Below are 12,281 nucleotides of genomic sequence, written 5' to 3'. Positions count from 1 at the left end.
GTAAATAGTCGGCCAAAGCTGCGCCACCCTAGCGCAATACCGATAGGCGTAAGCGTCGGGTTCTTCGAAGTGCCTTTTGGCACTCATTTGAGCCCTGGCACAAAGATTTTTTAGCGACATGATCCGCGCAGGACGTTGGGAATCCGCCGAAGAAGTGCGCTTCTTCTTTCTTTTTCGGCGTATGAGCGCGTAATTTCATCCAACGTGCGGGCTTGTTGTTTGATCCACATGACCTCTACCATACGCCGCCGAATCCCCCGCTTATGCTTCGAGGAGGCCTCGTATGGCGTATCCCCCAATCCCGGTGCCGGTCGACGGCGCGCCCAGCGCCAACACGGCGTGGCAGGCGCGCAGCCGCGCGGCCGTCTGGCATCCGTGCACCCAAAATGCACGGCTTGATGCCATGCCGCCGCTGCCGATCGCACGCGGCCAGGGGCCGTGGCTGATCGACTTTGACGGCAAGCGCTACCTGGACGGCACCAGTTCGTGGTGGGTCAACCTTTTCGGCCATGCGAATCCGCACATCAATGCGGCGTTGAAGACGCAGCTCGATTCGCTGGAGCACGTCATGCTGGCGGGGGCCACGCATCGGCCGGCAGTGGAGCTGGCGGAGCGCCTGATCGACCTGACAGGCGGTGTGCTGGGCCACAGCTTCTTCGGCTCCGACGGCGCTTCTGCCGTGGAAATCGCGCTCAAGATGAGCTTCCACGCCCATCGCAATGCAGGGCAGGGCGCACGCAGCCGCTTCGTCTGCCTGGAACACGGCTACCACGGTGAAACGCTGGGCGCGCTGGGGGTGACGGATGTCGCGATCTTCCGGGATGCCTATGACCCGCTGATCCTGCAATCGCACCGGGTGCCATCGCCTGACGCGCGCCTGGCCGGCCCGGGCGAGACCGCCGTCGACGTAGCCGAGCGTGCGCTGGCCGCGCTGCGGGATTGCCTGAGCACCCACGCCGGCACCATCGCCGCCGTCATCATCGAGCCGCTGGTGCAGTGTGCCGCCGGCATGGCCATGCACGACGTGAGCTATTTGCGCGGCGTGCGTGCGCTGTGCGATGAGTTTGATGTGCATTGGATTGCCGATGAAATTGCCGTCGGCTGCGGTCGCACCGGTACGTTCTTCGCATGCGAACAGGCCGGCGTGTGGCCGGACTTGCTGTGCCTGTCGAAGGGCATCAGCGGAGGCTATCTGCCGCTGTCGATCGTGCTGTCGCGCAATGCCATCTATGACGCCTTCAACGACGATGCGCCGGTGCGCAGCTTCCTGCATTCGCACTCATACACGGGCAACCCGCTGGCATGCCGCGCGGCACTCGCCACGCTCGACCTGTTTGCTGAAGAAGACGTCTTTGCGCGCAATCGCGTGACCGCGGCGCGCATCGCCCAGGGCCTGGCGCCGCTGTCGCACGATGCGCGTTTTGCCCATCTGCGGCAGACGGGGATGATCACCGCGTTCGACGTGCACCCCGACGTGGCCGGTGCGCGCTTTGCCGAACGCTTTGCGCTGACGGCACGCACGCACGGGCTGCTGCTGCGCCCCATCGGCAACACCGTTTATCTGCTGCCGCCTTATGTGCTGAGCGACGAAGAGACCGACACGCTGGTCGAACGCACGCTGCAGACGCTTGAAGACACGCTGGCCCAAGCTACGGGCGAAACAGAAGGACACACCTATGCGATTGCTTGACGACCTGCAGGCGGGCCTTGACGCCATCGACGCCGCGCACCTGCGCCGCGTGCGCCGTACCGCGTACAGCCCGACCGACCGCAGCCAGCGCATCAGCGTGCCTGGCGAAGAGCCGCGCGACATTCTGGGCTTTTGCGGTAACGATTATCTCGGCCTGGCAGCGCACCCCGCCTTGGCCGAGGCGGTGACGCAGGGCACGCAGCAATATGGTTTCGGCAGCGGCGCATCGCATCTGGTGAGCGGCCATTCGATCGCGCACGCGCGGCTGGAAGCACGCATGGCTGCACTGCAAGGCGAACACATTCCTGATGCGGATGCGCTGTTCTTCTGCACGGGCTACATGGCCAACCTGGCCGTGGTGAGCGCCATGGCGCAGGCTGGCGGTATCCGCCCGGCTGACGAATGCACGATCTTTTCCGACGCGCTGAACCACGCATCGCTCATCGACGGTGCGAGGTTGTCGCGCGCGCCCATCAAGGTCTATCCGCACGTCGACCTTGCTGCGCTGGAAGCGCTGCTGGCGGCGAGCACGAGTCGCAATAAGCTGATCGTCACGGATGGCGTGTTCAGCATGGACGGCGACATCGCGCCGCTGCCCGAACTGCTCGCGCTGGCCGAACGCTACGATGCCTGGCTGATCGTGGACGACGCGCATGGCCTGGGCGTGCTCGGTGAGAAGGGCGCGGGCGTGCTGTCGCATTTCGGGCTGCGCTCGAAGCGCCTCGTCTATGTCGGCACCTTCGGCAAGGCCGCCGGCGGATCAGGCGCCGCCATCGTTGCGCATCGACTGGTGATCGACTGGCTGGTCCAGCGCGCCCGCACGTACATCTTCACAACAGCCACGCCGCCGGGCATTGCGTGTGCGGTGGAAGCCGCTTTGGATCTGATCGCAGGCGAGGAGGGCGCTGAACGCCGCGCGCGCCTCGATCGGCATATCGCCGTGTGGAGTGCGCATGCACAGCGTCTGGCTGCGCGTTTCGGTTGGCAGTGGATGCCATCGCCCACGGCCATCCAGCCGATCGTGATCGGTGAGAACGCACCGGCATTGGAGTTGGCCGCTGCACTGGAACGCGAAGGCATCCGCATCGCCGCCATCCGCCCGCCGACGGTGCCGGCCGGAACGGCCCGTCTGCGCATCACGCTGTCGGCGGCACATACCGATGCAGACATCGAGCGCCTCGCGCAGGCGCTGGAAGCGGCCGGCCAATCGCTTCAGCCAGCCAAGGCAGCCTGATATGCGCGCACGCTTCGATTGCTTTGTCACCGGCACGGATACGGAGATCGGCAAGACGCTGGTCAGCGCGACATTGCTGACCAAGCTGGCTGATGCTGGCTACCGCGCCGCAGGCCTCAAGCCGATTGCTGCTGGCACGCTGGCGGGCGCGCCCACGCGCACCAACGAAGATGTCGAGCAACTGCGTGCCGCTGCGTCGGTCGATCTGCCGCTCGATACCGTTTGCTCCTGGTTGCTCGACGCGCCAATGTCTCCGCATTTGGCAGCAGCGCGCGAAGGCGTGACCATTACGCTGCCACCGATTCTCGACGCGTTTGCGCACGCCAGATCGCTGGCGGATGCCGTCGTGGTGGAGGGCGTCGGTGGTTTCCGCGTGCCGTTGTCGGACGACTTTGATACGGCCGAGATGGCCGTGGCGCTGGGCTTGCCCGTTGTGCTGGTTGTCGGGTTGCGCCTGGGCTGCCTGAATCACGCCGCGCTCACCGCCGAGGCGATTGCCGCGCGCGGCCTGCATCTGGCCGGCTGGGTCGGTAACGTGGTCGACCCGGCCATGGCAGGGCTTGACGACAACGTCGCTACCTTGCGTCGGTGGATCAACGCACCGCATCTGGGCACGATTCCGCGATTGCCGCGCGCCAATGCGCGCCTTGCCGCAACGCACCTCGATATCGCGCCGCTACTCGCACGTTGAGCTGACGCGCGGCGGTAAACTACGGGCTTCACTCAGTTTGGCGAGGACGGGCGTCATGCGCGCAATGCGGTGGGCGGCGGTAGCGATTGTGGTTGCGGCAACGGCGGGATGTGCTGCATTGGAATCCCCCGTCACCAAGGGCCAACGCTTGGTGGGCGCGGACGAGCCCGCTGTGCAGGCGCAGTTTGGGCCGCCGCGCGAAACCTATCCACTCAATGGCGGCACCCGCTGGCTCTATCCGACCAAACCGTACGGCCAGTTCACCTACGCGGCCGACTTTGATGCCAGCGGCAAGCTCGTCGCCTTCAAGCAGGTCTTGAGCAGCCTTGAGTTTGCCCAGGCCAGGATCGGCGTCTGGACTCGGGACGACGTGCTGCGACATTTTGGCCAGCCAGTGGAGACGGCGTATTTTCCGCGCATGGACCGCCTAGTCTGGTCGTACCGCTTCAAGGCGGACGATGTCTGGCCGTCGCTGATGCATTTCTACTTCGACCCCGCCGGCGTATTGCAGCTCACGCAGATCACGCCCGACCCGCTCTACGATCCGGACCGCCCGCGACTGTTCCGCCGATAGCTCGCCGGCAGTTGAGGTAGCGCAATCCGATTGTGCGCTCAGGGTTCCTCCCGCATTGCGCGCTTTGCGCAGCGACCTAAGCTACAGAGCAGGGGAGGCAGACGCCGCCGGCGCTTGCCGAAAGCAGCCGTCATCAGAACGGACGCGCATTGTTGGGGGTGCATCATGCTGACGCATCGCTGGGTCGACATCGACCCGATCGCAGCGGGTCAACATCCGCTGTACGGCATTGCCGGATGGCTGCCGTGGGTGCTTGCCATTGCCATCGCAGGGCCGACGTGGGTGTTCTGGCAGGGGCTTTCGATGGATGCACTGCAACTGGCCGGCGCCGACCTGTTCGATGCCAACGCGCCGGGCAGCGGGGCCATCAACCTCACCACACTGCTGTATCTGATTTCCAGCGTGACGGTGCTGGTGCTGGCCACCACGCACGACAGCGCATTCCGGCCGGCCATGCTCGTGCACATGGCGCTGCTACCGCCGCTGATTGGTCTGATGCTCATGGCTGGCGGCGTACCTGGAGCGCGCTCCACCTTCATCGACGGCGTGGCCGTTGCCGTGGCGATGACGCTGACGTGCGGCGTCTACCTGCAGGTCTCGCGCCGCGTGCACATCACCTTCGAACTACGCGACCGGGCGCCGGGCGAGCATGCCTGGTTCAAGCGTCAGAAACGGGCGGCGGCGGGTTGACCAGCGTGACCATCACGTAGCTCATGATGGTCAGATCCGCATTCAGTCGATCAGCGCAAAGCGCGGCACCTGCCGGCCGTCGACTTCAACCATCTCATGGAACATCGTCGATGGGCGTGTCCAGATCGTGCCGTTGGCGGCGCGATAGACCGTCATCTTGATGGCGGGATCGGGTTCGTACGTGGCCTCGCACAGCCATTCGTATTCGCCGCCCTTGTAGTGGCGGTAGCGGCGCCTTGGCATGTTCTGCATGATGGCTTCAGTGTTGCGTGGGCTTGTCTTCTTCGTCGACGTAGGGCACGTGCTTGCCTTCCTGCGTCTGTGCGCCAAGCTTGGCGTTTTCCATGGCGTCCTGGTAGGCCAGCATGGCGGCGGCCACGGCTTCGGGTTCGCCGTTGAAGGAAATCACGCTTTCGCCGCAGTTCGGGCATTCGCCGCCGAAGATCGCGTGGATGCCGGGCATGTCGCGCGGCTCCATCCCCTCGAATTCGGTAAAGGCGGTCTGGCAGGCGCCGCAGACGAGTTTTTCAGGGCGCAAGGCTTCCAGTCGGCTCCGCGCCTGGGACATGCGTTCGGCTTGCGTGCCGCGTCGTTTGGCTTCGCCCATGGTGGTTCTCCTGTTCAGCAACGGTCGTTGAAGGCTGGATCATAGAACGAAGACCGGTGCCTGTCGCGCACTTGACGGATTGCACACCAATTGAACAGGCGGGGATGTCCGCGAAAGGGCGGTGGCAATGACGCGCCGAGGCGAGGGCGGCCAAGCGAAAGAAAGGCGGATATTCAACGAATGAATTGAATTGAAGGTATAAGCAAATTCTGCTTTGGCAGATTATTTTCAGGGGAATTTTGTGTTGCGGTGGATCAATGAAGTTTTAATCATCAAGTGCAATGAAATCCACGATTCATAAGCTGATGTCTCCAGCATGGATTGTTGAATCTTCGTTAAAAGAATAAGGAGTTCGCCATGAAGACATTGCTGCAGACAACGCTGATCACTGCAATGGCAGCGGCTTTGGCCGCGTGCGGGGGCGGGGATGACGAAGGCGGTGTCGTTCCCCCTGTGCCGCAGCAACCTTCCTCCATCCGGCTGGCGGACCCTGCCAACGGTTACCTGAACGCGCGGACTGCTGCTGCCTATACGTACTTTGGTTCCCGCGATACCTACAGCCTTTACGCGATCAGCCTCTTCTCCGTCATCGCAGCGGGCAGCCAGGCGGGCCCTGGGAACTTCTCGTCCAACTGCACAGGCGGAGGCACCGCATCGATTACATTCGACGATCGAGATGGGTCGGGCAGCATCTCGGCAGGCGATACCGCCAGCATGACGTTCGCGAATTGCCAGGAGAACGTTGAACTTGCCGGCGCAACGTTATTGACGACGCTCAATGGCGGAATGTCATTTGTCATCAATGCGGCGTCGGGCCCGACGGCAAACCTGCAGGATTTTTCGTTTGTCGCGGCCGTCACCGCAAATAATCTGAGTGCGCAGGCTGGTACCGCCTCAATGACATTCAATGGAACCATGACGATTTCCAAATCGATTCCGCAGCCCGACAGCACGCTCAAATACATTGCGACGTCCAATGACGTAACCGTGAACCGCAACATCAATGGCGTTCAGGACTCCATCATGCTGGCAGGCTGGCGTCTGGATGATGCGCTTTCGCTGCTGACCTTTATCGATGAGGTGAAGCTTTCCGGCAACCTGAATTTCACAACGGCCTCGGGCAACGAAAACCTTCTGCTGACCACGACGTCGCCGTTGGTCGTGGGCGCCTCGGGCGTACCGAGCGCCGGTTCCGTGGCGTTTGCCACCACACAGGATCAAGCGAGCGCATCCTTTGCCTCCACGGGCGATGTGGCGCTTGCGATCGACGCAGGGAAAACGGGTACGGTTTCCGCGACCCTTTCAACGACGATCAGCGCGCTGGAGAGCCTGTTCGGCAACTGAGCAGGGCAGCCTTGAGGGCGTCGTAACGGACGACCTCAAAAGCGAGATGGAAACGGGCCCCGGTTGGCGACGGGGCCCGTTTTCTTGCTGGCGCGGAGCATATCGATATCGGCGTGACAATGGTCAAGCCATCCAGGAGGTTCCGGCTGGTATAGTGCGGGCCCCAATTCAGCCGCTTTATGCCACTCGACATGTCCACGATTCCCGCCTGTCCTCAATGTGCCTCTGAGAATACCTACCAGGACGGCGAACTCTATATCTGCCCGGATTGCGCGCACGAATGGAATCCGTCGGCACAGGACGACGAGGATGAGACGGAGGTGGCCATCAAGGACGCCAACGGCAATCAACTGAATGCTGGCGACTCTGCGACGCTGGTGAAGGACCTGAAGCTCAAGGGCGGGTCGGGCACGCTCAAGGCGGGGACCAAGATCAAGAACATCCGGCTCGTGGCGGGCGACCATCCGATCGACTGCAAGATCGACGGTGTGAGCTATCTGCTGAAGCCGGAGTTTTTGAAGAAGGCTTAGTGGAGGGCGTTGGATCGAGACCGGCGGATGCTGGTCGATCTACAATTTAACATAATGCAAATTATGAGAAATACAGATGGCGCGCACTGGACCGATTCAAACGGTAGCCGACCGACCCAGCGGCGCGCATCTCGCTCTGTCACTCCGCCATTGCCGGCACCACCTCGACGCGTTTCGGCACGCCCGTCACGATGGTCGCGACGGCAATCGCCAGCACCACAGCGGCGCCGATGAACACACCGGCCGCGCCGTTCGCGTCGAACACCACGCCGCCGGCTGCTGCACCGGTAGCAATCGCGAGTTGCACGGCGGCGACGATCAGGCCACCCGCGCTTTCGGCTTCGTCGGGCACGGTGCGCGTGACCCATGTCGACCACGCCACCGGCACGCCGCCAAACGCCATGCCCCACAAGGCGATCAGCACGGCGTCGATGACGGGCGCGCGCCCCAGCGCCACGAGTGCGATGCCGAGCACCACCATCAGCGCCGGCATTGCAATCAGCATTGGGCGCAGCCGGTGTTCCAGCACGCGGCCTGCGAGCGATGTGCCTACAAAGTTGGCAATGCCATAGCCCAGCAGGATTGCCGATAGCCCGTTCACGCCAACGCCCGCCACCTGCTCCAGGAACGGCCGCAGGTACGTAAAGAACGCGAAGTGCCCGGTGAACACGAGGATCGTGGCGAACATCCCGATGCCGACGGATGGGCGACGCAGCACGTCGACGAGCGTGCGCAGGCGCGTCGTGCCGCTTGGCGCCATCGAGGGCAGCGTCGCCACCTGCGAGACGAACGCAACCACGCCAAGCCCGGCCGCGGCCAGGAACACGTTGCGCCAGCCGATCAGATGGCCGAAGTAGCTGCCCAGGGGCGCGGCGGCAATCGTGGCGACGGCCACGCCGCTGAAGATGATCGACAGCGCCCGCGGCACCAGCGCTGCAGGCACGAGGCGCATTGCGGTAGCGGTGGCCATGGTCCAGAAGCCGCCCAGCGCAATGCCAAGCACCACGCGACCGATCAGGATCGTCGTCAGGTTGGTCGCAAACGCTACTGCAAGGTTGGATGCCACAAGCAGCACCGAAAACGCCAGCAGCACGCGCCGACGGTCAATGGAACGCGTGACGGCGGCGGTCAGCAAGCTGGTGACGAGCGCAACCGTTGCGGTGGCCGTGACGGCCTGCCCTGCCACGCCTTCGGTCACGCCCAGGCTTTCCGCCATGGGCGTCAGCAGGCTTGCGGGCAGGAATTCGGCCGTGACGAGCCCGAACACGCCCAGCGCCATCGCAAAGACAGCGCCCCAGGCGGGTTCACGCGGGGCCGCGATTGAAGCGGCCGTGGAGATTCCGGGATTCATGCGTCGTTCCGTGGAAAGGATCAGGGAAAGTACCAATAAGGCCGCATCGTAGGGCCCGTTAATCGGACGGTCTATGACATACAATCCGGTCTTGTTGATCAATCGTCCGGACTTTCGACATGCTCACTCCCCTGCCCGACGTGCACGACCTTGTCAGCGAGCTGCTGCTGGGCATGCGGCTGAGCGGTGTCCAGTACCGCCGTATCCACGTGGCGCGGCCCTTCGGGCTGAGCTTTGGTGAGGCGCCAGGGCGTGCGCAGTTCCACTTCGTGGGGCGCGGGCCCGTGTTGCTGCGCGACGCGTCGGGCGCAACCATGCAACTTGAGGCTGGTGATGCGGTGTTGCTGCCCCAGGGCACCCCACACGCGTTGCTGTCCGATCCGGATGCGCCTTGCCGCGAGATCGCCGGTTTTGAAGCCGCGAAGATCTGCGAGACGGTGGCGTCGGTCGGAGCCGGCACGGAAGCGGCCCCGGGCGATGCGCTCATTTTCAGCGCGTGCATGGAGTTGGATCTTGGCGGCATGCAGCCGCTTGTGGGCACGATGCCGGAGTTCATGCACGTCGGCACCCTGCTCGCGCGCTACCCGGAAATCCGCCCGATGCTCGACGCGATGGAGCGCGAATCGTGCTCCGAGCGCGCAGGCTTTGCCGGCATCCTCGCGCGGCTGGCGGACGTGGTGGCGGCCTTCATTGTGCGCGGCTGGGTGGAATGCGGTTGCGGCGACGCGACGGGCTGGGTGCAGGCGCTACGCGAGCCGAAACTCGGTCGTGCGATCGTTGCCCTGCATCGAGACCCGGGTCGCAACTGGAGCGTCGCGGAGCTGGCGGCGCAAGCAGGCGTCTCGCGCTCGGTGTTTGCCGAGCGCTTTCTTGCAGCGACCGGAATGACGCCCGTGCGTTATCTGACCGAGCTTCGAATGCGTCTCGCCGCGCAATGGATCACGCGCGACCGCGAGGCAATCGAAGCCGTCGCGTACCGGCTCGGCTACGGGTCTCTCGCTGCGTTTAGCCGCGCATTCAAACGCGTCGTTGGGCGACCGCCGGGGGCGATGCGCACGGAAGGCGCCGAACTTGGGGCGTGATGATCAGCGCTGGCGATAGTGCTGCGCCGCGTGCCGGATCTCTTTGCTGAATTCCGCACACACATGCGTCATCAGGTCCGCCGACCGATAGACCATGTAGACATTGAAATCCGGCAGCTCATCTTCCATCGGCAAGGTTTCGAGCGAGCCCGGCACCATGCGCAGCGGCCCGCCGGTGCCGCTGAAGACAAACTCCGACCACATGCTGACGACATCCGTCTTTGTGGCCAATTGCAGCCCCAGCAGATTCGACGCGCTTTGCACGATCCGGCGCGGGATGTCGAGACGATGCAACCGCATCAGACTCACCATCGGGCCGCCCGGATCCTCCAGCGGGTCGAGCACCAGCCAGTCGGCATCCAGCAGCGGGCGTAGCCGGCGCACGCGGCGCAACGGATGGCCCGGGCGCACCGCCAGGCGCATCGGCACTGAAAACAGCGGCTCCCACTGAAAACTGCCCGTGCCGGGGCCGCTGTTGCTGGAGATCAAGCCGATATCGAGCCGCCCCTCCCGCAGCCCCTCCAGAATCTGCTGCGGACGCTGTTCGAAGCCGCGCAGCGCAACGTTGGGAAAGCGCTTGCGCAATGCCGCCATCGCATCTGGCAGCGGCCCGCTCGACGCCACGGCGGTAAAGCCGATGTTGAGTTCCGCCTCCGCATGGCCACGAATGGCTTCGATGTCTTCCAGCGCGTGACGCAGTTCCTGCTCGACGACACTCGCGCGCTTGACCAGCGCCATGCCATATGAGGTCAGGCTCACGCCGCGCACCGAACGCGACAGCAGCGTGACGCCAAGCTCCCTTTCCAGTTCCGCAATCGCCTTCGACAGCGCCGGCTGCGAGATGTGCAGCCCGCGAGACGCTTCGTGGATGCTGCCGTGCTGTGCCACGGCCAGCAGGATGCGCAATTGGTGCAGTTTCACGTCGCTCCTCCCCATCGTTGGGCGCACTGCCCGGCATTCGGTACGTCACCCGACATCGCCCCAATGATTCGCGGGCTTTCCCCGATAGCGGATGCAGGCCGGTTATGACGGCGATTCTATTTGGTTATCGGGATGAATATTTACGATTTTTTCCGGACGGCGGCTTGGCGGAATACTGCAAGCGCCCAAGGGTTCGCAGAAGCCCTCTCGCCAATACCCCGGATGGAGATCCACATGAATGACGCCACCCTGCAGCCGCCCTTGACCGCCTCGGTCGCTGCTGCGCCCAAGCCTGTCGGCCAGGCACGCCTGATCGCCGCATGCTCGATCGGCAATGCGCTGGAGATGTACGACTTCACGGTCTACAGCTTCTTCGCACTGATGATCGGCAAGCTGTTCTTTCCGTCCGATAGCGCGTATGGCTCGCTACTGCTGGCAGTGGCGACGTTCGGCATCGGCTTTGTGATGCGCCCGCTGGGCGGCTTCGTGATCGGCAACTATGCAGACCGCCACGGACGCAAGGCCGCGATGACGCTGACGATCGGGCTGATGGTCGTCGGCACGCTGTGCCTGGCGGTTGCGCCGACTTACGCCACCGCAGGGCTGTTCGGCCCGCTGGTCATTCTGGCCGGCCGGTTGCTGCAGGGCTTTTCGCTGGGTGGAGAAATCGGTGCGTCGACCGCGATGCTGATGGAGTCAGGCGGCGTCCGTGGGCGCGGGTTTCGCGTGAGCTGGCAACTCGGCAGCCAGGGCATTGCGGCGCTGTGCGGCGCGCTCACTGCGGCCATTCTGTACGGCAGCCTGTCGCCGGAAGCGCTGCAGAGCTGGGGCTGGCGCGTACCGTTCTTCCTCGGCTTGCTGATCGCGCCGGTGGGCCTGTATATCCGCTCGCACCTGGATGAAACGCACACCGCCGAAGCGCATGCCCCGAGCCCGCTCGGCACCCTGTTCCGCGACCACGGCGGGCTGGTCATCAAGGGCGTGCTCACGATCATCGGCGGGACGGTCGGCACGTACCTGGTGATCTATTTCATGCCGACCTACATGATCCGCGAGCTGCATCTGCCGCCTTCGCTGTCGCTGCTGGCCGGCTGCGTGACGGGGCTGACTAGCTTTGGCGCGTCGCTCCTTTCCGGTTGGCTGGCGGATCGCCTGCCGCGCCGCAAGCCGCTGGTGGTGGGCGCAACGCTGGTCACCGTGGTGGCGCTCTATCCGGCCTTCTGGCTGATGACGCATTACCCGAGCGTGCCGCTGGTGCTGGCGCTGTCTGCGCTGCTGACCGGCACGTTGTACCTGGGCACCACGCCCATGCTGCTCATGATGATGGAGCTGCTGCCCATCAAGGTGCGCGCCAGCGGCCTGTCGGTCATCTACGCGATCGGCGTGACGGTGTTTGGCGGTTCGTGCCAGTTTGTCGTGACGTGGCTGCTGGCCCGCACCGGCAATCCGCTCTCCCCTGCCTTTTACATGATGGTGTGCAGCGCCATCACGCTGCTGACCGTGCTGAGCCTGCGCGAAGCGCGCGAAACCCACTGAACCCGATTCCTACCGCCCACCCCGGAGCCCC

At 64.1% G+C, this 12,281-nt stretch carries 13 protein-coding genes; 9 read left to right on the top strand and 4 right to left on the bottom strand.

The window, feature by feature from the left end:
- The first annotated feature begins 283 nt into the window (after positions 1-283).
- The 5 genes from bioA (at position 284) to ACTJK6_RS01910 (ending at position 4,879) form a co-directional block, all read left to right on the top strand.
- Entirely contained in the window at positions 284-1,690 is a 1,407-nt protein-coding gene (gene bioA / locus ACTJK6_RS01930) for an adenosylmethionine--8-amino-7-oxononanoate transaminase (protein WP_260802484.1), read from the top strand.
- On the top strand, positions 1,677-2,924 hold the full coding sequence (gene bioF, locus ACTJK6_RS01925) for an 8-amino-7-oxononanoate synthase (RefSeq protein WP_232042809.1): 1,248 nt from the start codon (positions 1,677-1,679) through the stop codon (positions 2,922-2,924). Before bioA ends, bioF begins: the two co-directional genes overlap by 14 nt.
- Before the next feature lies 1 nt (position 2,925).
- Positions 2,926-3,615 carry a dethiobiotin synthase gene (bioD, locus tag ACTJK6_RS01920; RefSeq protein ID WP_440838215.1) on the top strand — a complete coding sequence of 230 codons (690 nt, stop codon included), beginning with the start codon at positions 2,926-2,928 and terminating at the stop codon, positions 3,613-3,615.
- A gap of 55 nt (positions 3,616-3,670) precedes the next feature.
- Complete coding sequence (locus ACTJK6_RS01915; RefSeq protein ID WP_322016693.1) at positions 3,671-4,189, top strand: hypothetical protein; 519 nt, start codon at positions 3,671-3,673, stop codon at positions 4,187-4,189.
- Between the two features lie 165 nt (positions 4,190-4,354).
- Entirely contained in the window at positions 4,355-4,879 is a 525-nt protein-coding gene (locus ACTJK6_RS01910; RefSeq protein WP_260802481.1) for a hypothetical protein, read from the top strand.
- 42 nt (positions 4,880-4,921) lie between these two features.
- Here the strand turns inward: ACTJK6_RS01910 and ACTJK6_RS01905 are convergent, their stop codons facing one another.
- Together ACTJK6_RS01905 and ACTJK6_RS01900 are read right to left on the bottom strand one after the other, a co-directional pair.
- A complete protein-coding gene (locus tag ACTJK6_RS01905; protein WP_316871303.1) occupies positions 4,922-5,131 on the bottom strand; it encodes a DUF1653 domain-containing protein in 210 nt (69 codons plus the stop codon).
- Positions 5,132-5,138: 7 nt separating this feature from the next.
- Positions 5,139-5,486 carry a hypothetical protein gene (locus ACTJK6_RS01900; RefSeq protein WP_440838214.1) on the bottom strand — a complete coding sequence of 116 codons (348 nt, stop codon included), beginning with the start codon at positions 5,484-5,486 and terminating at the stop codon, positions 5,139-5,141.
- A 357-nt stretch (positions 5,487-5,843) separates the two neighbouring features.
- Here ACTJK6_RS01900 and ACTJK6_RS01895 point away from each other — a divergent pair, with 357 nt between their 5' ends.
- Positions 5,844-6,830: a hypothetical protein gene (locus tag ACTJK6_RS01895; RefSeq protein ID WP_440838213.1), complete on the top strand. Its 987-nt coding sequence runs from the start codon at positions 5,844-5,846 to the stop codon at positions 6,828-6,830.
- Positions 6,831-7,021: 191 nt separating this feature from the next.
- Positions 7,022-7,360, top strand: coding sequence for a zinc ribbon domain-containing protein YjdM (locus ACTJK6_RS01890; RefSeq protein ID WP_440838212.1), 339 nt, complete (start codon positions 7,022-7,024; stop codon positions 7,358-7,360).
- A 139-nt stretch (positions 7,361-7,499) separates the two neighbouring features.
- Here the strand turns inward: ACTJK6_RS01890 and ACTJK6_RS01885 are convergent, their stop codons facing one another.
- On the bottom strand, positions 7,500-8,711 hold the full coding sequence (locus tag ACTJK6_RS01885) for an MFS transporter (RefSeq protein ID WP_260802476.1): 1,212 nt from the start codon (positions 8,709-8,711) through the stop codon (positions 7,500-7,502).
- A gap of 119 nt (positions 8,712-8,830) precedes the next feature.
- Between ACTJK6_RS01885 and ACTJK6_RS01880 the strand changes: the two genes are divergently transcribed.
- Entirely contained in the window at positions 8,831-9,793 is a 963-nt protein-coding gene (locus ACTJK6_RS01880; protein ID WP_260802475.1) for an AraC family transcriptional regulator, read from the top strand.
- A 3-nt stretch (positions 9,794-9,796) separates the two neighbouring features.
- On the opposite strand, the gene ACTJK6_RS01875 is transcribed toward ACTJK6_RS01880, so the two are convergent.
- The gene (locus ACTJK6_RS01875) at positions 9,797-10,714 is read right to left on the bottom strand and encodes a LysR family transcriptional regulator (RefSeq protein WP_440838211.1); all 918 of its coding nucleotides are present in this window, start codon (positions 10,712-10,714) and stop codon (positions 9,797-9,799) included.
- 234 nt (positions 10,715-10,948) lie between these two features.
- Here ACTJK6_RS01875 and ACTJK6_RS01870 point away from each other — a divergent pair, with 234 nt between their 5' ends.
- The gene (locus tag ACTJK6_RS01870; RefSeq protein WP_440818449.1) at positions 10,949-12,250 is read left to right on the top strand and encodes an MFS transporter; all 1,302 of its coding nucleotides are present in this window, start codon (positions 10,949-10,951) and stop codon (positions 12,248-12,250) included.
- Positions 12,251-12,281: the final 31 nt, after the last annotated feature.

Origin of the sequence: Ralstonia sp. 22086 (assembly GCF_052045975.1) — a bacterium.
Taxonomy (GTDB): domain Bacteria; phylum Pseudomonadota; class Gammaproteobacteria; order Burkholderiales; family Burkholderiaceae; genus Ralstonia; species Ralstonia wenshanensis.
Note: the sequence above shows the minus strand (reverse complement) of the source record. Positions and strands in the feature narration are given on the sequence as shown.